General features: G+C 35.2%; 20 protein-coding genes. 11 read left to right on the top strand and 9 right to left on the bottom strand.

Annotated features, from left to right (window positions below; translation table 11 throughout):
• Positions 1 to 161: 161 nt before the first annotated feature.
• Positions 162 to 575: a DUF1573 domain-containing protein gene (locus AP058_RS10005; RefSeq protein ID WP_066310009.1), complete on the top strand. Its 414-nt coding sequence runs from the start codon at positions 162 to 164 to the stop codon at positions 573 to 575.
• A gap of 154 nt (positions 576 to 729) precedes the next feature.
• Positions 730 to 2,316: a murein L,D-transpeptidase gene (locus tag AP058_RS10000; protein WP_066311097.1), complete on the top strand. Its 1,587-nt coding sequence runs from the start codon at positions 730 to 732 to the stop codon at positions 2,314 to 2,316.
• A 119-nt stretch (positions 2,317 to 2,435) separates the two neighbouring features.
• Here AP058_RS10000 and AP058_RS09995 read toward each other — a convergent pair whose 3' ends face one another.
• The gene (locus AP058_RS09995; protein ID WP_066310007.1) at positions 2,436 to 2,948 is read right to left on the bottom strand and encodes a C40 family peptidase; all 513 of its coding nucleotides are present in this window, start codon (positions 2,946 to 2,948) and stop codon (positions 2,436 to 2,438) included.
• Between the two features lie 160 nt (positions 2,949 to 3,108).
• On the opposite strand from AP058_RS09995, the gene AP058_RS09990 reads away from it, so the two are divergent.
• The 3 genes from AP058_RS09990 to AP058_RS09980 are packed head-to-tail and all read left to right on the top strand — an operon-like array spanning position 3,109 to position 6,666.
• A complete protein-coding gene (locus AP058_RS09990) occupies positions 3,109 to 3,594 on the top strand; it encodes an acetyl-CoA carboxylase biotin carboxyl carrier protein subunit (RefSeq protein WP_066310004.1) in 486 nt (161 codons plus the stop codon).
• A gap of 28 nt (positions 3,595 to 3,622) precedes the next feature.
• Complete coding sequence (gene accC, locus AP058_RS09985) at positions 3,623 to 5,065, top strand: acetyl-CoA carboxylase biotin carboxylase subunit (protein WP_066310002.1); 1,443 nt, start codon at positions 3,623 to 3,625, stop codon at positions 5,063 to 5,065.
• A gap of 59 nt (positions 5,066 to 5,124) precedes the next feature.
• Positions 5,125 to 6,666, top strand: a complete 1,542-nt coding sequence (locus tag AP058_RS09980) for an acyl-CoA carboxylase subunit beta (protein ID WP_066310000.1) — start codon at positions 5,125 to 5,127, stop codon at positions 6,664 to 6,666.
• A 202-nt stretch (positions 6,667 to 6,868) separates the two neighbouring features.
• Here the strand turns inward: AP058_RS09980 and AP058_RS09975 are convergent, their stop codons facing one another.
• Both AP058_RS09975 and AP058_RS09970 read right to left on the bottom strand, forming a co-directional pair.
• On the bottom strand, positions 6,869 to 10,009 hold the full coding sequence (locus tag AP058_RS09975; RefSeq protein ID WP_066309996.1) for a DUF3427 domain-containing protein: 3,141 nt from the start codon (positions 10,007 to 10,009) through the stop codon (positions 6,869 to 6,871).
• Positions 10,006 to 10,392 (bottom strand): (deoxy)nucleoside triphosphate pyrophosphohydrolase, encoded by a 387-nt coding sequence (locus tag AP058_RS09970; RefSeq protein WP_066309993.1) that lies wholly within the window; start codon positions 10,390 to 10,392, stop codon positions 10,006 to 10,008. The genes AP058_RS09975 and AP058_RS09970 overlap by 4 nt, the downstream gene beginning before the upstream one ends.
• 239 nt (positions 10,393 to 10,631) lie before the next feature.
• On the opposite strand from AP058_RS09970, the gene AP058_RS09965 reads away from it, so the two are divergent.
• The gene (locus tag AP058_RS09965) at positions 10,632 to 11,588 is read left to right on the top strand and encodes an aldo/keto reductase (RefSeq protein ID WP_066309990.1); all 957 of its coding nucleotides are present in this window, start codon (positions 10,632 to 10,634) and stop codon (positions 11,586 to 11,588) included.
• Positions 11,589 to 11,664: 76 nt separating this feature from the next.
• Here the strand turns inward: AP058_RS09965 and pepT are convergent, their stop codons facing one another.
• Positions 11,665 to 12,933, bottom strand: coding sequence for a peptidase T (pepT, locus tag AP058_RS09960; protein WP_066309989.1), 1,269 nt, complete (start codon positions 12,931 to 12,933; stop codon positions 11,665 to 11,667).
• 119 nt (positions 12,934 to 13,052) lie between these two features.
• The gene (locus AP058_RS09955) at positions 13,053 to 14,192 is read right to left on the bottom strand and encodes a formylglycine-generating enzyme family protein (RefSeq protein WP_066309986.1); all 1,140 of its coding nucleotides are present in this window, start codon (positions 14,190 to 14,192) and stop codon (positions 13,053 to 13,055) included.
• A gap of 331 nt (positions 14,193 to 14,523) precedes the next feature.
• Here AP058_RS09955 and AP058_RS09950 point away from each other — a divergent pair, with 331 nt between their 5' ends.
• Positions 14,524 to 15,546, top strand: coding sequence for a quinone-dependent dihydroorotate dehydrogenase (locus tag AP058_RS09950; protein ID WP_066309985.1), 1,023 nt, complete (start codon positions 14,524 to 14,526; stop codon positions 15,544 to 15,546).
• On the opposite strand, the gene AP058_RS09945 is transcribed toward AP058_RS09950, so the two are convergent.
• Together AP058_RS09945 and AP058_RS09940 are read right to left on the bottom strand one after the other, a co-directional pair.
• Positions 15,538 to 16,239, bottom strand: coding sequence for a DUF3307 domain-containing protein (locus AP058_RS09945; RefSeq protein WP_066309982.1), 702 nt, complete (start codon positions 16,237 to 16,239; stop codon positions 15,538 to 15,540). The two genes, AP058_RS09950 and AP058_RS09945, sit on opposite strands and share 9 nt — an antisense overlap.
• On the bottom strand, positions 16,236 to 16,847 hold the full coding sequence (locus tag AP058_RS09940; protein WP_066309979.1) for a SatD family protein: 612 nt from the start codon (positions 16,845 to 16,847) through the stop codon (positions 16,236 to 16,238). Before AP058_RS09940 ends, AP058_RS09945 begins: the two co-directional genes overlap by 4 nt.
• 199 nt (positions 16,848 to 17,046) lie before the next feature.
• Here AP058_RS09940 and AP058_RS09935 point away from each other — a divergent pair, with 199 nt between their 5' ends.
• From AP058_RS09935 to guaB, 4 genes are all read left to right on the top strand, one after another.
• Entirely contained in the window at positions 17,047 to 17,913 is an 867-nt protein-coding gene (locus tag AP058_RS09935; protein ID WP_066309973.1) for a hydroxymethylglutaryl-CoA lyase, read from the top strand.
• A gap of 41 nt (positions 17,914 to 17,954) precedes the next feature.
• Positions 17,955 to 18,506: a hypothetical protein gene (locus AP058_RS09930; RefSeq protein WP_066309971.1), complete on the top strand. Its 552-nt coding sequence runs from the start codon at positions 17,955 to 17,957 to the stop codon at positions 18,504 to 18,506.
• Entirely contained in the window at positions 18,503 to 19,900 is a 1,398-nt protein-coding gene (locus tag AP058_RS09925) for a DUF5723 family protein (RefSeq protein WP_066309965.1), read from the top strand. The genes AP058_RS09930 and AP058_RS09925 overlap by 4 nt, the downstream gene beginning before the upstream one ends.
• A gap of 215 nt (positions 19,901 to 20,115) precedes the next feature.
• Positions 20,116 to 21,588 (top strand): IMP dehydrogenase, encoded by a 1,473-nt coding sequence (gene guaB / locus AP058_RS09920; RefSeq protein WP_066309963.1) that lies wholly within the window; start codon positions 20,116 to 20,118, stop codon positions 21,586 to 21,588.
• Between the two features lie 78 nt (positions 21,589 to 21,666).
• Here the strand turns inward: guaB and AP058_RS09915 are convergent, their stop codons facing one another.
• On the bottom strand, positions 21,667 to 22,245 hold the full coding sequence (locus tag AP058_RS09915; protein WP_066309959.1) for an NUDIX domain-containing protein: 579 nt from the start codon (positions 22,243 to 22,245) through the stop codon (positions 21,667 to 21,669).
• Between the two features lie 69 nt (positions 22,246 to 22,314).
• Positions 22,315 to 23,586 (bottom strand): adenylosuccinate synthase, encoded by a 1,272-nt coding sequence (locus tag AP058_RS09910; RefSeq protein WP_066309958.1) that lies wholly within the window; start codon positions 23,584 to 23,586, stop codon positions 22,315 to 22,317.
• Between the last annotated feature and the right edge of the window lie 56 nt (positions 23,587 to 23,642).

Below are 23,642 nucleotides of genomic sequence, written 5' to 3'. Positions count from 1 at the left end.
AGAATTTCGATTTATGGATTGAAATATAGGTAAAATTTAAATTAGAAATAGCCGTTAACAAGTCGTTAACAAACATTTGAAACCGCTTAACATAGAACCAAAAGGTATTGAATTATTTTTGGAGTATTATGAACGAACAATCAACCTTAATATAACTTACTATGAAAATAATTAAAATTTCAATGTTGGCTTTGGCCTTAGGATTAATGTCTTTTTCGGCAATCGAGCCAGTACAGTCCTTAGTTTCTGAAACAAAAAAAGAAGCTGTAAACAATACTATTGTATGGAAAGCTGAAACAGTAGACGTAGGTCAAATTCCGCAAGGAACGCCAAAAGCAATTGTTTATGAGTTTAAAAATACAGGCACTAAAGCAGTGGTAATTACAAATGTAAAAGGATCTTGTGGTTGTACCGCTACAGATTATACAAAAGAGCCTATTTTACCAGGTAAATCAGCCAAAATTACGGCAATTTATAATGCTGCAAGTAAAGGTGGTTTCACAAAAACAGTTACGGTAACTACAAGTGCAGAAGCTACACCTAAAGTGCTAACTTTAAAAGGAATAGTAATCTAACATGAATTTTACGCTATAAAAAAAACTCTAAACATGTAATGTGTTTAGAGTTTTTTTATGCGCCGTATTTAATTTAGATTCAATGCAACTACAATTTCTTGCAGTAAAAGACCAATTGTCAAGAAAACGCGCTATTTTTATTAAAAATCATTTCATGAAACTACATTACAAATTTATACTTTTGTCTTTTATTGCTTGTACACTTTCATGTGGCAACTCAAAAAAAGATAAAATAATTTTAACAAAGCCCGCTAAGGCCGAAGTTGCGGAGTTGCAAATTATTGTTGACAGCAGCACGGTTTCTAGATTTTATCAAGCCTACCCCAAATTAAGTACTTTTCAAAAAGAGGTACAGCATTTATACAAAACGCAAGGTTCGAAACAATTGTGGTTGGATAATAAAGGAATTGTCGAATTCGGGAATACTTTATTTAATAAATACCGAGATATTGAGAGTGAAGGCTTGCCCAAAGATTTTCCGTATAACGATTCGTTGACGGCTATTTTTGAACGGGCAAGCAAAGACAGACTAACCAAAGCAAGTACCGATTTGTTAATAAGCAATTTATATTTTTACTATGGACAAAAAGTGTACAGCGGTGTTGATAGTAAAACCACCACTTCGTTGGAATGGCTATTGCCTCGAAAAAAATTAAATTATACGAGTTTTTCAGATTCCATTTTTAAACAAAAAACGGTACAATTTGACGATAAGAACAAAATGTTTAGCCAATATTATAAATTGCGAGATGTATTGCATAAATACAAGAAAATTGAAGCAAGCGGCGGTTGGAAAAGTATCGAAGTAAACGAGGGTTTTAAAAGTTTTAAAGTAGGCGATTCCTCCGAAGCAATTGCACAAATTAGAGAACGATTGTTTACTACGGGAGAATTAAAAGAAAATACGCAAAGCGCTGTTTGCGATTCAGTATTAATTGCCGCAGTAAAAGACTATCAAATTCACCACGGTAATGCAGCTAAAAACACTATTTTACCGCAACATATTGCCGAAATGAATGTTCCTGTTGCGGACAGAATTAAGACAATTATTGTAAATATGGAACGCTGTCGATGGATCGACCCGAATTTAGAAAAAGACAAAGAATACCTAGAAGTTAACATTCCTGAATTTAAACTCTACTTGATACGTGACGGAAAAATTGCTTTTTCATCGTCTGTGGTGGTCGGAAAGGCAATGACCCAAACCGTTATTTTTAGCGGAATGATGCAGTATATTGTTTTTAGTCCATATTGGAATATTCCTCAAAGCATTGTGAAAAGTGAGATCAAACCAGGAATGGAGCGCGATAAAAATTATTTAGCTAAGAAAAATTTAGAGTGGAATAATGGACAAGTTCGCCAATTGCCAGGTCGCAATAATTCGTTGGGTCTAGTGAAGTTTTTATTTCCAAATTCAAACAATATTTATTTACACGACACACCTTCAAAAAGTTTGTTCGATAGAGAAAAAAGAGCGTTCAGTCACGGTTGTGTTCGTGTTCAAAAACCGAGAGAACTCGCAATTGAATTAATGAGAAACGATTCAAAATGGACACCAGAAAAAATTGATAGCGCCATGCATGCTGGCAAAGAAAAATGGTACACACTCCAAAAGAAAATTCCAGTTTATATTGGTTATTTTACGGCGTGGGTTGACAAAGAGGGACAAATGAATTTCTACAAAGATGTCTACGATAGAGACGATCGCTTGGCTAAATTGTTGTACAATGAAGAAAAGTAAATAATACTCTTAATTAGTTAAACTAAAAAGCCTTGGAGTGACCCAAGGCTTTTTTAATATGAGTTGTTAGTTTTTAGTAAAACAGATGCTGAATCAGCTTGACATTACTTTTAATTTAATTACAATTCTAACACATCAATACATTTATAAAATCGTTTCGTGTAATGGTCAGATCCTAACGAGCTTATCGTAACGGATTGTGCTTTTCCTGACGACGCGTGTATAAACTCCGATTGCATGCCATCTGCTTTACAAATAATACCCAAATGCCCGACAATGTTTCGGTCTTGATATCCGTAAAAAACCAAGACATCTCCAACTTTAAAATCCTTTTCGTTCAATGGTTTTCCTAAATTCTTGTAGCCGCTAGAACTTCGGGGTAAATTAACTTCGAAATGATTGAAAACAAAACTCACAAAACCAGAACAATCAAAGCCAGTTTTGGGCGAATTACCGGCATACAAATAGGGCGCGTTCAAGTAATTTTTGGCGTAATTAATAATGGAGTCTCGCTTACTTAACGATTCAATATTTTCAAAAGCAACACTGCTTTTAGCGATTTCCTTTTTTTTGAAGGAACAAGCGGTAATAATAAAGACTAGTAATAAAGACGAATAAAGAGTTGTTTTCATATATGGTAAGCTAAAGTAAAGGTGCTTGGTTGAATTAATTTTTTAAAGATAACATTTTTTATTTTTACGGTTTAAACTCTAATAAGAGCGACGAAGTTTTTAATATATTTTACGAAAACGATTTCTTTTTCCTTATTTTTACCCGTCTAAAACCGTAAAAATGAGTACAAATTACCACGCTACTGTTAATGGTTCTTTCGATTTTCGTATTGATTCAAAGGCCATTAAAGATTTTGATGTTGTCGCTGTTAATAGCATTACATCCCATGTTCTACATCAAAATGCTTCTTATCATACCGAAATTTTAAGTTCAAATTTCAATCAAAAAAAATATTCGGTTCAAGTAAACGGGACCGTGTACGATGTAGTATTGACCGATGCGTTAGATGCCTTGATAAAAGCCATGGGTTTTGAAGTAGGAGCGACCAAACAAGTAAACGCTATCAAAGCGCCTATGCCAGGATTAATTTTAGAAATTAGTGTGTCTGTTGGTCAGACGGTTAAGGAAAATGACAGTTTATTGATTTTGGAAGCCATGAAAATGGAGAATAATTTTTTATCTCCACGAGATGGAATCATCAAAAGTATTTCGGTAAACAAGGGAGATACGGTCGATAAAGGTCAGTTGTTGGTGGAGTTTGAATAAAAATAAGTTTTTGAAGCATTTATAAAATATGAAAAAAATATTAGTTGCTAATCGAGGAGAAATTGCGATTCGAGTAATGAAGACTGCAAAAAAAATGGGAATCAAAACGGTTGCTATTTTTTCTAAAGCAGATAGAAATGCACCGCACGTAAAAATGGCAGATGAAGCTGTTTGCGTGGGTGAAGCGCCTTCTAATCAATCGTATTTATTGGGAGACAAAATTATTGAGGTTGCCAAAAATTTACAAGTTGATGCGATTCATCCCGGATATGGATTTTTAAGTGAAAACGCTGATTTTGCCGAAAAATGCGAAGCAAATAATATTATTTTTATCGGACCAAAATCCAAAGCCATCAGAATGATGGGGAATAAATTAGCAGCCAAAGATGCTGTAAAAGAATACGATATTCCAATGGTTCCCGGAGTAGATGAAGCGATTACAGATATCGAGAAAGCAAAGAAAATAGCAGCAGAAATAGGATTTCCAATTTTGATAAAAGCAGCTGCAGGTGGTGGTGGAAAAGGAATGCGAGTAGTCGAGAGCGAAGCTGATTTTGAGTTTCAGATGAATCGCGCGATAGGCGAAGCAACTTCTGCATTTGGTGACGGATCGGTTTTTATAGAAAAATATGTGAGCTCGCCTCGCCATATCGAAATTCAAGTTATGGCCGATGCTCATGGAAATATTATTCATCTTTTTGAACGAGAATGCAGCATTCAAAGACGCCATCAAAAAGTAGTGGAAGAAGCTCCTTCGTCTGTTTTAACTCCAGAACTTCGAGAAAAAATGGGAGAAGCTGCGGTATTAGTGGCCAAATCTTGTGCTTATTTAGGAGCTGGAACAGTCGAATTTTTATTGGATGAAAATTTAAATTTTTATTTCTTAGAAATGAATACCCGTTTGCAAGTCGAGCATCCAGTAACCGAATTAATTACGAGCTTAGACTTGGTCGAGATGCAAATACGAATTGCTCGAGGAGAAGTTTTAGCAGTAAAACAAGAAGATTTACACATAAAAGGACATGCCGTGGAGCTGCGAATTTATGCCGAAGATCCTTTGAATGATTTTTTACCAAGTGTGGGAAATTTAGAAAAATATCAATTGCCTGTTGGCGAAGGAATTCGGGTAGATAATGGCTATGAAGAAGGAATGGATATTCCGATTTATTACGATCCGATGTTAGCAAAATTAATAACGTACGGAAAAAATAGGGAAGAAGCGATTCAGTTAATGATCGAAGCAATCGCTAAGTACGAGGTCAAAGGAATTCAGACCACTTTACCTTTTGGTGCTTTTGTAATGCAACACCAAGCTTTTCAGTCGGGAAATTTTGACACGCATTTTGTAAAGAAATATTTTAGTGCCAAAATTATTCATGCGCAACAAAAGCAAGAAGCTGAAGTTGCCGCACTAATTGCATTGCGAGAGTATTTAAAAGATCAAAAAACACTTCGCTTGCCTAAAATTTAAAATTGCTGGCAATTCGTACGGACCAGAGAATAATTTTTGCTACATCTAAATGAAATCTAATGAAATCGAAAATAAAAATATTAAACGATAAAATTGAACTAGCGCAACTTGGCGGCAGTTTAAAAAGAATCGAAAAACAGCACGAAAAGAAAAAATTAACGGCTCGCGAAAGAGTGCATTATTTATTGGATGAAGGTTCTTTTGAAGAAATCGGAATGCTGGTTACGCACCGAACCACTGATTTCGGAATGGAAAAGGAGCTCTATTATGGAGATGGTGTAATTACAGGTTACGGAACCATTAATGGAAGATTGGTATATCTTTTTGCCCAAGATTTCACGGTTTTTGGAGGAGCATTGTCGGAAACTCATGCAGAGAAAATTTGCAAAGTAATGGATATGGCGGTCAAAATGGGAGCACCAATGATTGGTTTAAACGATTCTGGAGGTGCTCGAATTCAAGAAGGAGTTCGCTCTCTTGGTGGTTACGCTGACATCTTTTTCCGAAATGTACAGTCGAGCGGAGTAATTCCTCAAATTTCGGCCATTATGGGGCCTTGTGCCGGTGGTGCGGTGTATTCGCCAGCCATGACCGATTTTACCATGATGGTCGAAGGAACAAGTTATATGTTTGTTACCGGACCGAATGTGGTTAAAACAGTGACTAACGAAACCGTAACTTCTGAGGAGTTAGGAGGAGCAAGCACACATTCAACCAAATCGGGAGTGGCGCATTGCACCTCGGCCAACGATGTTGAATGTTTGGAAGATTTAAAGAAACTCTTGAGCTATTTGCCACAAAACAATCGCGAAACGGCACAAAAGCTTTCGTACACTTTACACGATGAAATTCGAGAAGCGTTAGATACCATTATTCCAGATAGTCCCAATAAACCGTATGATATGCATGCGGTAATTACAGGAATTATCGACGAGGATTCCTTTTTTGAAATTCATAAAAATTATGCCGAAAACATTATTGTTGGTTTTGCTCGTTTAGGTGGAAGAAGTATCGGAATTATTGCAAACCAACCGTTGTATTTAGCGGGAGTTTTGGATGTAAACAGCTCTAAAAAAGCAGCACGCTTTACACGCTTTTGCGATTGCTTTAATATTCCGCTTTTGGTTTTGGTCGATGTACCCGGATTTTTACCTGGAACAGATCAAGAATGGAACGGAATTATCGTGCATGGAGCCAAATTATTGTACGCTTTAAGCGAGGCGACAGTACCTAGAATTACAGTTATTACAAGAAAGGCCTATGGTGGTGCGTACGATGTGATGAATTCTAAGCACATTGGAGCCGACATGAATTTTGCATGGCCAAGTGCCGAAATTGCCGTTATGGGAGCCAAAGGCGCAAGCGAAATTATCTTTAAAAAAGAAATTCAAGAAGCAGAAAATCCAGCTGAAAAATTAGCAGAAAAAGAAACAGAATACGCCAATTTGTTTGCCAATCCGTATACTGCAGCGCAACGTGGTTTTGTCGATGAGGTTATTTTACCGCAAGATACTAGACGAAAATTACTTAAAGGCTTTGCGATGCTCGAAAATAAAGAAAGCGTTTTACCAAAACGAAAACACGGCAATATTCCCTTATAAAAATTAAACCACCTTTTTGGTGGTTTTTTTATGTTGTAAAGTTTTCAAGACACTTTATTTTTTGCTGCTATTTTTTGCTGTTAAATTGTGAGAAATCTGGTAAATATAAAAGTAAGAACCCGTGTCTATTGCAGTAGTTTAAATTGTGTCAACGGAATTAGAGTCCAAATAGTATGCTTTTCTGTAGCAGATTACACTACAGTTAACCTACTGACATTTTTGCTGATTCTTTCCAGAGATAATTTGGTATAGGTTCATTTAATTCCCATTTAATGTTCATCGGTTTCGAACCTTCAGATTCTATGAAGTAAGCTTCACCGATGAAAACATAACCAAAAGTATTTCCATTTTCATCACTTGCTTTTTCTCTAATGAAAAGTAATATATTTTTATTGTTTTTCAAATGATTCACATAAGATAACCCTTTAGCCGTGTCTGGCCCGTATGCATTATGAGATTGCCAATGGAAAAGAGTTTCGCTTATTGCGTAATCATCATACATTGTTGTTGGAGAAAAGTCTTCTTCCGATTTTATTAAATTAATAAAAAGAATTTCTGTATTTAGCTTTTTATTTTCCGCAGCACCTTCTCTATTTGAAGACTTTTTCGCAAATGTACTTAACTGAAATGCTGCCAAAATTTGATCTCTTGTGTAGCGAGCATGCACTTTTAATGGTTGATTAAACGGTAGATTTATCTCAACTTCTTTAAAATCAATTCTGTCTATCAAAATTTCTAGAACTTCAATAATTTCGTTTACCAAAATTTTATTTCCACCAATTTGCATAATGCTTTCTTGCAAAGAATTGAATCCACCAGCATTTTGCCAAACATCATAATGCAGCATTAAAAGCATTGACAATTCATTTTCTGAAAAATCTTTTACGTTGATTTTGAAGTCATTCTTTGCAATCTTTAGAATAAATTCAAAATAGCTTAGAGAAGTAGTGGAGAACCATTTATTCTTTATTGCGGAATAAATTTGCTTTTCATTTAAAATATCAAAATCATCAATAACTCCTGCTCGCTGACATAGACGTGACCAATTGTCTTTCTTGTAAATAGATTCTAACGAAATTAGATTTAATTTCATGAAATTATTTAGAGTTAACGGTAATGTTGTTTGATGTTTATAATTAGTAATTTTTGCAATCAATTGATTAACATTTAGAGACACTGCTCTCTTAATGTTTTCGAGAATAGTTTCCTTAGTTTTTTTCTCTAAAATAATAGAACAACCTAGTGGTAAATGAGGAAAATCATTTTCAGTCTCTTTGTAAACGGAAGTAGTTGTTTTTCCAATTAAAGATCGAAACTTATTTTCAAAATCATATTCTGGTCGTGCATTCCCAACAAAATCTAAAACAGTTAAACAATCTTTTCCTTCGGATAATCTTAGTCCACGACCTAATTGTTGTAGAAATACAGTCAAGCTCTCTGTGGGTCTAAGAAATAAAACAGTGTCAATTTCTGGAATATCAACACCTTCATTAAAAATGTCCACAACAAATAAGTAGTTGATTTCTTGGTTTTTTAACTGCTTTCTAATAGTTTCTCTTTCCTTGCTATTTTCATTTGTTAAATATGATGCTCTAAAACCTGCTAAAGAAAATTTATCAGCCATAAATTTTGCATGCTCAATGGACACACAAAAACCGATGGCCCGAACTTCATTAATATCGGTTAAATATTTTTGAAGATTTGAAATTATCTCTCTAACACGTCTATCACTTTGTGTATACAAATTGGTTAACTCACTTGGAGCATATTTACCATTTTGCCATTTTACATTCGTTAAATCGATACTATCTGTAATTCCAAAATATTGAAATGGGCTTAATATTTTTTTATTCAAAGCTTCTGGTAATCTAATTTCAGCAGCAATTCTATTACTAAAGTCCTTCAAAATATCTGCGCCGTCCATGCGTTCGGGGGTAGCTGTCAAGCCAACTAATACTTTTGGAGTAAAGAATTCTAAAATTGGTCGATATGTTTTAGCTTCGATGTGATGTACTTCGTCGATTATTATAAAATCGAAATAATCAGGCGATAATTGAATGCTTTTTAATCTGTTATTTAATGTTTGAACGGATGCAAATAAATACTCATTACTTTTTGGTTCAATTCCATCAACCCACAATTCACCAAAATTATTATCTTTTAAAACGCCTTGAAATGTAGCTAATGCCTGTTGAAGTATCTCTTTCCTATGCGCTACAAAAAGCAGTCGCGATGATTTGTTTTTTGTTCTAAAATTTTTATAATCAAATGCCGAAATAACCGTCTTTCCTGTTCCAGTAGCAGCTACAATCAGATTTTTGTAGCTATTGTGAATTGTTCGTTCTACTTCAAGCTTTTCTAAAATTTCTTGTTGGTAATGAAAAGGCTTTAAATCGAAATAATTTGTATTTGGTATGTACTCTTTTGAAAATCTCCCCTCTTTTAACGATGTTATCAACTTGTCGCGGTGCTTCTCTATATCGTATAATTCGAAATCTGAATTCTGCCAGTAAGCTTCAAAGGTTTTTTTGAATTTATCAATCACATGCCCAACCTCCTTGGTCGTAACTTTCATATTCCATTCTAAACCATCAGTTAATGCAGAACGAGAAAAATTGGATGAACCAATATATCCAGTATGAAAACCTGTATTTCTTTCAAATAAGTACGCTTTTGCATGAAGTCTTTCATTTCCGGTATTATAAGAAATTTTAACTTCGGTATTTTCTAAAGTAGCTAAAATTTCAACTGCTTTTGCATCAGTCGCTCCAATATAAGTTGTTGTTATAACTCTTAATTTTCCACCTCTACTGGTAAACTCTCTAAGTTCTTTTTCTAATATTCTGATGCCTTTCCATTTTATAAAAGACACTAATAAATCAATTCTATCTGAAGATAAAATTTCTTTTCTTAATTCACTTTCAAGAGTGGTTCCAGAATTTCCTCCAGTAAAAAGCTCGCTATGAATTAGTCTTGTGTAAGGTGTTATTTCTTTAAGATGTAGATCTAAATCTATAAAATGAGCGTCTACTTTAGTAAAAACTGCTTTAAGAATTTTACCTTCAGTATCAATTAAATCATTCTCAAAATTCTCATTGCTTAGTTCAACTTTTAAAAATAAAATGATTTTGTTAGCAATTTCAATCTGATTTTCTAAAATATTATCTCCCTTCACTAAATTAAAGGCATGACGGATTATTTTACTTAAATGATCCGACAGTATTTTTGCTGCTTCCGCTTTATCAATCGAAGTTGTTTTAATCTGAAAAGTATCTTTATCTAATTCGCTTAACTTTAAATTTACGAGTTTAGTTATCAACTCTTCATATAAACCTTGATTCATAGTTGTATTTTTATAAGTTCTTCAACAATTGGCAAATCAGCTGCAGCCCAATCTAACGGTCTTAACTCAGATAGTTCTAGTAATTTAAAATCTGTGTGCTCTTCTAATTTAATAGTGCCAGAAATATAATTAGCGATAAATGGGATCAAATTAATTTTAAATGTTCCGTGATCGTAGACACTAGAAGTAAGCTTTTTTATAACTTCAATTTCGATATTAATTTCCTCTTTAATTTCTCTTCTGATACATTCTTCTTCACTCTCATTATCTTCCAATTTTCCGCCTGGAAATTCCCATTTGAGAGGTAATTTCATTTTTTCACTTCTTTGAGTTACTAGGACTTTGGAATTAAAAAAAATTATGGCACAAGTAACATTAATCATTTTTTATTTTTTATAAACTTAGAGTTTTATTTGTTGAAATAATATTATTTCTGAAATGTAAATTATTGTATTAAGAATAACATATGCTAGTGTGGTTAGATATATAGTAAAGTAAAAAATATCAAAAAACTGAATAATTAGATATTAAAAAGAAATTAATTTTTTATGATCGGTACCAATTAATCCGCATAAATTCGTGAAATTCGTGTTTCCTATTTTTTATACTTTAAATTTATACAATGAAATACAATAGATGTGGAAAAAGCGGTTTGCTATTGCCTGAAATTTCGTTAGGATTGTGGCATAATTTCGGTTCTGTAGATGTTTTTGAAAATGGCGAACGAATTGTAAACGAAGCTTTCGACAAAGGAATTACACATTTCGACTTAGCCAATAATTATGGACCGGTTCCAGGTTCTGCAGAGACTAATTTTGGAAAAATACTGAAGAATAATTTTCAAGGAGACCGTCGCGATCAAATTGTTATTTCGACCAAAGCGGGCTATACCATGTGGGACGGACCTTATGGAGATTGGGGTTCGCGTAAATATTTATTGTCTAGTTTAGATCAGAGTTTAAAGCGTATGCAGCTTGATTATGTGGATGTTTTTTACTCGCATCGTTTTGATCCCGAAACACCGCTAGAAGAAACAATGGGCGCTTTAGATTCTGCTGTTCGAAGCGGAAAAGCATTGTATGCAGGAATTTCTAATTACGATCCAGAACAAACGCAAAAAGCAGTGGCGATTTTAAAAGAACTAGGAACGCCTTGCTTGATTCATCAAGTCAAGTATTCGATGTTTGTTCGAGAACCCGAAGAAGGTTTGTTGGATGTTTTAGGAGAAAATGGAGTTGGCTGTATTGCCTTTTCACCTTTGGCACAGGGACTGTTAACGAATAAATACTTAAACGGAATTCCAGAAGATTCGCGAGCACACAATCCAAACGGACATTTACAAGAAAATGAGCTGACTCCCGAGCGAATTCAGAAAATTGTTCAACTTAATGAAATTGCAAAAAGCAGAAATCAATCGTTAGCACAAATGGCGTTGGCGTGGTTGCTTAAAGACAAGCGAGTGACTTCGGTTTTAATTGGAGCAAGTTCTGTGGGCCAATTAAACGATAATATTGATAGTTTAAAAAATACTGCTTTTTCTACAGAAGAATTGCAGTTGATAGCGAGCATATTAAAGTAATAATTACCAGTATTGATATATAAAAAAAGTCCTATTTAATTGTTTTAAATAGGACTTTTTACATCAATACATGTTTTTATTTTTTAGATTTTTCTTCTAAACCGAAGTTTGGTAAGGCCGTTAATTCTGCAATTTTAACAATAACTTCCATTGCTTTTACCATACTCTCTGCAGGAACGTACTCGTATTTCCCATGAAAATTATGTCCGCCAGCAAAGATATTCGGGCAAGGTAAACCCATATAAGACAATTGCGAACCATCAGTACCGCCACGAATTGGTTTAATTAGTGGTTTGATATTTAAAGCTTTCATTGCATTTTCGGCAATATCTACAATATGTTTTACAGGCGTTACCTTTTCCTTCATATTGTAATATTGGTCTTTGATTTCTGCAATTACGATATCTTCTCCAAATTTCTTTGCAAACTTTTTATTAATTTTTTTGACAATTTTCTCAACTAATTTTTTGCGCTTTTCGAATTTTTTCTTGTGGTGATCTCTAATAATTAGTTCCACAACGGTTTCCTCTAAAGTTCCGGTAATGTGATGCACGTGAAAAAACCCTTCGTACCCTTTGGTTCCTTCGGGTGTTTCTCCTTTAGGCAATTCATTAATAAATTCTGTAGCAATCAACATTGAATTGATCATTTTTCCTTTGGCATAACCAGGATGAACGCTTTTTCCTTTAAATGTGATTTTTGCTCCAGCAGCATTAAAGTTTTCATATTCTAACTCCCCAATCTGACTTCCATCCATAGTGTAAGCCCATTCTGCTCCAAATTTAGCCACATCAAAATGATGCGCGCCACGACCAATTTCTTCATCAGGAGTAAACCCAATTCTAATTTTTCCGTGCTTGATCTCTGGGTTTTGTATTAAATATTCCATTGCAGAAACAATCTCTGTAATTCCTGCTTTGTCATCAGCTCCCAATAGCGTCGTTCCATCGGTTGTAATTAAAGTTTGTCCTTTGTATTGCAAAAGATCTTTAAAATAACTTGGTGATAAGATGATGTTTTTCTCTTTATTCAGTACAATATCTTTTCCGTCGTAATTGCTAATAATTTGCGGATTTACATTTGCACCCGAAAAATCAGGGGAAGTATCAAAGTGAGAGACAAAGCCAATTGTAGGTACATCATGCGTCACATTACTAGGTAAAGTTGCCATGATGTATGCTTTATCATCGATAGTAACCTCGTCTAAACCTATTGCTTTTAGCTCTTCGACTAATTTGTTAGCTAGATTCCATTGTTTCTCTGTACTTGGTGTAGTTTGTGAATTTGGATCAGATTCGGTATCAATTTTTACGTAACTGATAAATCGATCTATTATATGTTGCATAATTTTATGTTTTATACAAATATAGGTATTTTTTGCAGGGCTAGAAAAGCAAAAACTTCAGATGAGCAGGAAGACTTAGCTGCAAAAAAAAGCCTCAGTTGTTACTGAGACTTTCGGTATTATTTTACGCATCTAAAGCCAACATGATTCGTAGGCGAATTTGCTTCTCCCTTTCCTCTTGTTCCTACCATATAGCGGGTACAATATTGATCGGTACACAAAAATGAACCACCACGATGCACTCTCTTTGGCACCAGTGGGTCAGTAGGATCACTATATTGTATCGGTCCTTGCGGATTGCGTGTTACTTTATTTTCCGCAGCTAATTTGTGATAATAGTCGCGATCGTACCAATCGGCAACCCATTCCCAAACATTCCCACTCATGTCGTATAAGCCGTAGCCATTCGGTTTATACTGTGCTGTTGGTGCGATACCTGCAAAGCCATCTTCGCCAGTATCACCGCCCTCAACAGGAAAAGTTCCTTCGTAAATATTGGCCTGAAATTTTCCATTTACTTTCAGCGTATTTCCCCATGCATACAAATTACCCGTTTTCCCGCCACGTGCTGCAAATTCCCATTCTGCTTCTGTAGGTAAGCGTTTGCCTGCCCATTTTGCATAAGCAGCAGCATCATCGTAGGCAATTTGAACTACAGGATAATCGTCTTTTCCCGTAATAGAACTTTCTGGACCCGTCGGATGTCTCCAATCGGCCTTCGCAACAAAACTCCACCACTGCAAGAAGTTATTAAGTTCTACTGGTGTTTTAGTGGGTGCAAATACAACAGATCCTGTTAATAAATTTTCCAGAGGAACTCCAGGGAATTCCTCGACTGTTGGTTTTTTTTCAGCATAGGTTACGTATCCAGTAGCTTTTACGAAAGCAGCAAATTCCTTGTTAGTCACCTCTTTGTCATCCATCCAATAGCCATCGACATTAACGCGATGAATCGGTGTGGCATCACTAGTTACTCCTTTTATGCTGCATAAACTTTCGTCGGCAACATCGCTACCCATCGAAAATTCGCCACCCGGAATCCAAACCATTCCTTTTGTAGGTTTTAATGGCTTATTGTCTTTGTTTTCAAGCGTTGCTTCAAACGGAGAAACGGCATTCGCATTTGGAACTTCAAGACAAGCTTCGGTAGCATTAATTCTGTTTTTTTCGTTGATTTTAGTGTAACCAAAGGCTGCGCCAATAATTACCACGGTCGTAATTGCAGCGATCCAAAATGTTTTTGGTTTATTTTTATTCATGAAAGTGATTTGTTGTCATTAAGTAGTTCCCAAATATAATAAAAATACAAGAGAGGCTCATTTGTAAAATCTTTAAAAAAGCTACTTCTGTTTACATTGTAAAATCATTTAATTGATATTTTACGTAGAATTAATTTATTTGAAGACTTATTGTGTTGTAAAAAAGGAATGACATTTTGTTTGATAGCACTCGATTTCGGTAATTTACCTTTAAATTAATTATTTTTTTATCTCAAATTAAACCTAATTTGTGTGCTTTTTTTAATTCTATTTTTATGTGAGTAAATTATGGGGAGAATTCTTAAATTTGCGGTCATAAAAAAATTACTTCATGTACAAATTACTTATTCGCCCTATTCTTTTTCGTTTTGACCCTGAGGAAGTGCATTATTTTACTTTTTCGATGGTGAAATTCTTTTCTAAAATTCCTGGATTTTCAGCTATTATGAGATCTAATTTTAAGGTAAAAGACCAGCGTTTAGAAAGAGAAGTGTTCGGAATTAAATTTGAAAATCCAGTTGGATTGGCGGCAGGTTTTGACAAAGATGCGAAGTTGTACAAAGAATTAGCAGATTTTGGTTTTGGCTTCATCGAAATCGGAACCGTTACTCCAGTTGGACAAGAAGGAAATCCGAAGAAAAGATTGTTTCGTTTAAAAGAAGATGAAGCGATTATTAACCGAATGGGATTTAATAATGGCGGAGTGATTGAAGCAATCGAGCGTTTAAAGAAAAACAAAGGAACTTTAATTGGCGGAAACATTGGTAAAAATAAAATAACGCCAAATGAGAATGCGGCAGACGATTATATTATTTGCTTTGATGCCTTGTTTGATCACGTTGATTATTTTGTAGTAAATGTAAGTTCTCCCAATACACCAAACTTAAGAGCTTTACAAGATAAAGAACCGTTGACAGAGTTGTTGCAAACTTTGCAAAATAGAAATTTAACACACATTAAACCGAAACCTATTTTATTAAAAATAGCGCCAGATTTAACAGACGATCAATTGTTAGATATTATCGATATTATAAAAACAACGCAAATTGCCGGCGTTATTGCCACCAACACTACGATTTCTCGCGAAGGACTGCAATCCGACAATAAAATAGAAGTAGGAGGAATGTCGGGGTTGCCTTTGGGCAAACGTTCGACTGAAGTAATTCGTTTTCTTTCTGAAAAAAGTAACAAAGCATTTCCTATTATTGGAGTAGGAGGGATTCATTCTGCCGAAGATGCACTTGAAAAACTGGATGCTGGTGCATCTTTAATACAATTGTATACCGGATTTATTTACGAAGGTCCTTCTTTAATTAAAAAAATAAACAAGAAAATTTTAGAGCGTTTAAATTAAATGCTGTGCGGCCAAACCTACTACTAAAGCAATACCGAAACTTAACAAGGTACCAATCAAAACGTATTCAGTTAATTTTCGGTCTTTTGCTTCTTTCAAATCTCCAAATCTAAATATTGATTTCGCGGCTAGTAAAAATCCGATGGCTTCAAAATGTCCGGTGAGAATAAAACAAAGTACAAACAAACGTTCTAAAATTCCGATTGAGTTTCCGGCATTGGCCAAAGAATGATCTTTGTTGTTTTTGTTTTCGGGTGTCCAAATCGAAATTATATTTTTAATGCAAATCGAAGTGGGTTTCGTCAATAGCAGGATAGCAGTAATTATAATCCAAAATTCATCGGTAAAACCGTTGAATGCGAAAGGTTTCTTTTCGTAAAGTAATGCAATACCCATTATAGAAAGAACATGAGCCAATTGATCCGTGATAAACCAAATGCGTCGAGTTTTTGTTTGCTGAAAATACAACTTTACGTAATCTATAAAACCGTGAACAATCATTAGTAAAAGTGCAAATCCTGCAAAATTGGCATTTCCTATAAGGATCCAAGCCAAAACACCATGAATAGCCACATGAAAGTAGAGATAAATACTTTTCTCTTTTTTAAGTTCTTTATGGGCTACCCAAGAATTAGGCTGTAGCATAAAATCGCCTAATAAATGCGCTAGTAGTAATTTTATAAGGATGATCATCTTGAAAGTTGTTTGAGTTGGTTTCGAAAATAAGAATCTAACTCTAGAATTAAATCGTAATTCGCTCGTTTTCGTCTTCTACTTACAGCCGCTTGATTGATGCCTAATTTTTGACCAATTTCTTCTTGTGAAAGGGTTGGATTTTGAATGGCAAGAACTATAAATTCAGCAGCTTGCACCAACCAACTGTCCACGAAAGTTAGCGCCAATCGTATTTTTAAATTTAGATTTACATCAAAATCAAGCGCGTCACTTTTAAGTGCTAGTGTTGTTTTTTCTTTTTTTAAGGTTTCAAAAATAGCTCCCGAATGGATGAAAGCACTGCCGTTACTTTCGGTTATTTTTTTGGCAGGATAGGTTTTTGCGCCCAACCCAATTCCGATTCTTGCGTCGAGTTTTATTGTTTTAAGATGTGCTTTTATTAAAATGGCGGTGATAAAAGCATCTTCGGGATTTTGAATTTCAAGTTGAAATTCATCACCACGATACAACTCCCAGTTTTCTGGACTTTGACCAAATTGATTCAGTAATTGTTTCAAATCTTTTGTCCAAATCGCTGACTCAGAATTTCTTGAATTAATAATATCTCCTGTTAATACACTTGTCATATTCAAATATAATTAAAAATAAAATAGTATTGGCCTTACTTTGTATCAAATATATTACAATAATAGGTAATAGTATGAACTATTACCTTTTTATGTAATTTTTGAGACTATTACGGTAATACGTAATTTTAAACGTGTTCTATTATTTTTTTTTATTCCGAAAAAAACAGACTAACTTAGCCCGTACAAACCCATTGCTTTGAGTAAACAAGTCAAAATTATAGAATGTCCACGAGATGCTATGCAAGGCATCAAAACCTTAATTCCGACTAAGAATAAGGTTTCTTATATTCAATCATTGTTACGAGTTGGTTTTGATACAATTGATTTTGGTAGTTTTGTTTCGCCTAAAGCGATACCACAAATGCAAGATACCGCTGCCGTTTTAGAACAATTAGATTTGTCTCAAACGACCAGTAAATTACTCGCTATCATCGCCAATACCAAAGGTGCAGAACTAGCTTCAGCACATCAAGCAATACAATATTTAGGCTTTCCATTTTCTATTTCTGAAAATTTTCAGATGCGAAATACACACAAAACAATTGCAGAATCATTAGTGACGCTGCAAGAAATTCTAGAAATAGCGAATACTACCAATAAAGAAGTAGTGACTTATTTATCAATGGGCTTCGGTAATCCGTACGGAGATCCTTGGAACGTGGAAATTGTAGGAGAGTGGACCGAGAAACTTTCAAAAATGGGTGTAAAAATTCTCTCTTTGTCCGATACCGTTGGTAGTTCGACTCCAGAAGTTATTGATTATTTATTTTCGAATTTAATTCCGCATTACTCCCAAATTGAGTTTGGCGCACACTTGCATACCACTCCAACGTCATGGTTTGAAAAAGTCAATGCCGCGTACAATGCAGGTTGTTATCGATTTGATGGTGCGATACAAGGTTTTGGTGGTTGCCCAATGGCCACCGATAAATTGACAGGAAATATGCCTACAGAAAAATTAATTTCGTACTTTACAGCAAACAAAGCAGTTACCAATTGCAATGTATTAAGTTTCGAGAGTGCGTACAACCAAGCATCAAAACTATTCGGCGCATTTCATTAGTATACAATTAAAAGAATTTTTAATTTTTAAAAGGTATCGGTATGCAAAAAAATCTTTGTGTAAGACGTTTTCTGGGCTTTTTACTTGTAATGTTATCCTGCCTTTCTTGTTCAAGCGAACTCGATTTTGATCAGACCGACCAACTAAAATTAGAACCTGTTTTAGTCGGTAATCTTACTTATTTTGAAGTAAAAGTAACCGATTTTGTGGATACTGGTTCGGGGCAACTGCTGGTCGATGTGCAAAATTTCACCCCATTTAAAGATGCTTTTCTTCGAGACAACCTTCGTAGAATCGATTTACATTTTGAAATCGAGAATACAATTCCACGTGCTTTTTCGATAAATATGGTGCTTTTAGACAACAATAAAATGCCTGTCTACGAAATTCCAATACTTGTTCCTGCCTCCAACGGAACCACAGTAAAAGTTACAGTGAACGATTTTTTTGAAGGACAAAAATTAGAGTCCGTTCAACAAATGATGCAAGTTGCCTTTGTAGTGCAAATGCAACCAGGCACACCATTAAACGCCACTAGTTTTGGTGCTTTAAAATTACGTTCTAGTGCAACTTTATACATGGAAATCAAATGAAAAAGATATTCCTATTATTAATTTTTAGCGTGTTTTGCAGTCAAGCGCAAAACAAACAGTTGTTGTATAACTTTGCAGGAATTCCGCAAAATTTACTTGCAAACCCAGGTTCCGACGTGCAGTACGAGTGGTATGTTGGCGTTCCGCTGCTTTCTGGCCTGTCGGTACAATTTGGGTCTAATGGTATTTCGGCCTACGATTTGTTTGCTAAAAACAATGTCGATTTTAACGATAAACTTCGACTAGTAATTGCCTCGGCGTCGGCCAAAGATAAAATCATGATTCAAGAACAAATTGAAATATTTAGTGGTGGAATCAAACTGGGCGATTGGGAAAGTAACAGCTACTTGTCCTTTGGATTGTATCAAGAGTTTAATGCTCTAAGTTACGTGCCTAAAGATCCCGCGGTATTGGCCTTAGAAGGCAATCAAAATTACATTGGTAAATCATTCAATTTAGACGATATCAATTTCAAATCAGAGATGCTTTCTGTTTGGCATATAGGCTATCGTAAAAATTTTAACGATAAGGTAGTTCTCGGGGCTCGAGCCAAATTGTACTCCAGTGGTTTTACCGTAAATTCTACCGACAATTCAGGTTATATTAGTACAACAGATCAAAATAAAAATGCTATTTACAATCAAATTATTTCTTCTAATTTGCAAGTGCAAACTTCAGGTGTTTCTAAATATCTAGAAGACGAATACGAAGGAAATATTGGGAATGATATTGCGAGAAATACCTTCTTTAACGGAAATTTAGGTTTAGGTTTTGATTTAGGATTGACCTATTATCCTAAAAAAGAGTGGCAACTTACCGCAAGCGTACTCGATCTAGGTTTTGTAAGACACAGCAAAGACATCGCTACTTATACATACAAAGGTTATTATAAATACGACGGAGTAAACCCTGATTTTAGTAATCCAGAGGAACCCGAAGACGTTTTTGATTCTTTCGAAACTGCTATTCCAAGAGATACAGTTTATAATAAATTTACCACGTGGAGACCCGTAAAATTCAATGCATCGGCGCAATATTCTTTCGGTAAACCAAGGTCTGAAAGTTGTAATTGCGATGTAGCAACCGCCGCATATCAAAATGCATTTGGTTTGCAATTCTTTGCTATGAGTATGCCTAAAACGCCATTTGTCGCCCTAACAGCTTTTTACCAACGGGTGTTTTTTAATCAATTATACTTTAAAACAGCCTACACCGTCGATAGTTTTTCGTATACAAATATTGGTTTGGGTGTTTCTGCAAATTTGGGAAGAATGAATATCTATACCTTAGTCGATAATATTCTGGAATACCGAGATGTATCCAAGGCCAACAGTCTTTCTTTTCAATTCGGCCTCAATTATGTTATTCCTCAGAAGAATAATTTTCACGATTAGAAGCTTTTCCGGCTCTCCGCTGTATCTGTTGTGCCGAACCACGGCACAACAGGATGCCGCTACTATCCGGCCTAAGGATTATGTGTTTTTTAAATCTTTTTTAAATGTAATTCTGGGCCAGCTGCTATTTCGAAATCTGAAATTATAAGGTCAAAAAGACATAAGTTTTTAATTTATTCTGTATATTTGCTCGCAATTCAACTAGAAATTGCACCATGATAGCACACACCACAAAAATTATCGGAGAAGGACTTACTTACGACGATGTATTATTAGTACCAAACTATTCCAATGTGCTTCCTCGCGAAGTAAGTATACAATCAAGATTTTCTAAAAACATCACTTTAAACGTTCCTATAGTATCTGCTGCTATGGATACCGTTACCGAAAGTTCTATGGCAATTGCTATGGCGCAAGAAGGAGGAATTGGTGTTTTACATAAAAATATGTCGATCGAGCAGCAAGCTGCTAAAGTTCGCAGAGTAAAACGTGCCGAATCAGGGATGATCATCGATCCAGTAACATTACCGTTAACTTCTACAGTTGCCGATGCAAAAAATGCCATGAAAGAATATGGTATTGGTGGAATTCCGATTGTAGATGAAAATAGAATTTTGAAAGGAATTGTGACTAATCGTGATTTGCGTTTCGAGAAAAACGGATCAAGAGCAATTACGGAAGTAATGACAACCGAAAATTTAGTTACTGTGGCCGAAGGAACTTCTCTAGCAGAAGCTGAGATTGTATTGCAAGGACACAAGATAGAAAAACTTCCTGTAATTAATGCTGCTAACGAATTGGTAGGTTTAATTACATTTAGAGATATTACCAAATTGACTCAAAAACCAATTGCAAATAAAGATGTGTACGGACGTTTGCGCGTAGCTGCGGCAATTGGAGTAACGGGCGATGCGGTACAAAGAGCAGAAGCTTTGGTAAATGCCGGAGTAGATGCAGTTATTATTGATACGGCTCACGGTCATACAGAAGGTGTTGTAAAAGTATTGAAAGAAGTAAAAGCAAGATTTCCATCTATTGATGTTATTGTAGGTAATATTGCAACTCCCGAAGCGGCTAAGTTTTTAGTAGCAAATGGCGCTGATGGTGTAAAAGTAGGTATCGGTCCTGGTTCTATTTGTACTACTCGTATAGTTGCAGGGGTAGGTTTTCCACAGTTTTCGGCTGTTTTAGAGGTAGCTGCGGCATTAAAAGGTTCTGGTATTCCCGTTATTGCTGATGGTGGAATTCGGTATACAGGAGACATTCCTAAGGCAATTGCTGCAGGAGCGGATTGTGTAATGTTAGGTTCTTTATTAGCAGGAACGATGGAATCACCTGGAGAAACTATTATTTTTGAAGGAAGAAAATTCAAATCGTACAGAGGAATGGGTTCTGTTGAAGCGATGGAAGGTGGCTCAAAAGACCGTTATTTTCAAGATGTTGAAGACGATGTAAAAAAATTAGTTCCAGAAGGAATTGTTGGGCGTGTTCCTTACAAAGGCGAATTGTACGAAAGTATGCTTCAGTTTATTGGAGGTCTTCGTGCTGGAATGGGATATTGTGGTTCAAAAGACATTGCAACTTTGCAAGAAACTGGTCGTTTTGTACGCATCACCGCAAGCGGAATCAACGAAAGTCATCCGCACAATGTGACAATTACCAAAGAAGCTCCGAATTATTCAAGATAATCCGAATTTTATATAAAGACAAAAGGCATCAGAATTACATCTGATGCCTTTTTTTATACCTGTCGTTTTAGTTAAATCTTAAACCAATCCTTTTATTTTAGCATGTTGCAACAATAAGATCGATTTTGCATCCACAATTTCACCAGATTCAATCATCGCAAAGGCTTCATCAAAAGACAATTCTAATACCTCTATGTGTTCTTGCTCTTCTTCTAAACCGCCGCCTTCGCTTATTTTCATTTGCTCATTGTATTCTCCAACAAATAGATGTAGAATTTCAGTAACGGCTCCTGGAGACATGTACGTTTGCATTACCTTATCGACTTTTGTTACCCGATACCCCGTCTCTTCTTCGGCTTCTCTAATTACACAACCCTCTGGATTATCTTGGTCTAAAAGTCCCGCGCATACTTCAATCATCATTCCGCTTGTATTGCCGTTTAAATACGTTGGTAAACGAAATTGACGCGTTAAAATCACCGTCTTTTTAGCCAAATTGTATAGCAAGATAGCAGCACCATTCCCTCTGTCGTACACTTCACGGTTGTGCGTTTCATTAACAGTTTCTGTTTTGTATCCGAAAGTGACTTTGTTTAAAATGTAATAATTATCCGAAAGTAATTGAATATTTTTTATCTCTATATCAGGATTTTTCATGGTCTAATTTTGAATTTTAACATAAAAAAACGCTCTTTTAAAGAGCGTTTTCTATTATTATTATTATTATTATTTAAGAATTGTTTGCTTTCGGTCTGGACCAACAGAAACAATTTTGATCGGAATTTCTAATTCTTTTTCGATAAAATCGATATACTCTTTTAATTCAACAGGCAACTGCTCGTAAGTAGTCATTCCTGTTAGATCTTGTTTCCAACCTTTAAATTCTTTGTAAATTGGAGTTACATTTTCTGGTTCGATGTTGTAAGGGAAGTGTGAAATATTTTGTCCTTTATAGTTGTACTCTGTACAAATTTTCAGAGTTTCAAAGCCAGACAATACATCGCCTTTCATCATCATTAATTGCGTTACACCATTCACTTGAACAGCGTACTTTAATGCAACTAAATCCAACCATCCGCAACGTCTTTGTCTTCCGGTTACCGAACCAAATTCGTTTCCTACTTTTGCCATCGTACTTCCAACTTCGTCAAAAAGTTCAGTTGGAAAAGGACCGCTACCTACACGAGTAACGTATGCTTTAAAAATTCCGTATACTTCTTTAATTTTGTTCGGCGCAATTCCTAATCCAGTGCAAGCTCCAGCAGCAGTAGTGTTTGATGAGGTTACAAACGGATAGGTTCCGAAATCAACATCTAATAAAGAACCTTGAGCACCTTCACATAAAATAGTTTTACCTGCTTTTTGCGCTTGGTGAATGTATTCTTCACTATCAATAAAATCTAATTTCTTTAATTCTTCAATCGCTTCAAAGAATTCTTTTTCAAGTTCTTCTAAGTTGTATTGGATAGCCACATCATAAAAAGCGATCATTGCTTGGTGTTTGTCTGCCAATGCTCTGTATCTTTCTTTAAAATCTACTAATTCGATGTCACCAACACGTAAACCGTTTCTACCAGTTTTGTCCATATAAGTTGGACCAATACCTTTTAAAGTAGAACCAATTTTAGCCTTTCCTTTAGATGCTTCAGATGCAGCATCTAACAAGCGGTGCGTTGGTAAAATTAAATGTGCTTTTCTAGAAATAATTAATTTGCTTTTAATGTCTAAATTAAATTTTTCTAAACCTTCAATTTCTTTTTGAAAAACAACCGGGTCAATTACAACTCCGTTCCCGATGATATTAATAGAATTTTTATGAAAAATTCCAGAAGGAATTGTTCGTAAAACGTGTTTTATTCCATCAAATTCTAAAGTATGCCCAGCATTGGGACCACCTTGAAAACGAGCAATAATGTCGTAATTGGATGTTAAAACATCAACAATTTTCCCTTTTCCTTCATCTCCCCACTGTAAGCCTAATAATAAATCTACGGTCATTCTCTTTATAATTTATTTTCGAGACAGGTTTAAATGTCTGTACTTTTAGTTAAGTT

It is taken from the genome of Flavobacterium sp. TAB 87 (genome assembly GCF_001529295.1).
Taxonomy (GTDB): domain Bacteria; phylum Bacteroidota; class Bacteroidia; order Flavobacteriales; family Flavobacteriaceae; genus Flavobacterium.
Note: the sequence above shows the minus strand (reverse complement) of the source record. Positions and strands in the feature narration are given on the sequence as shown.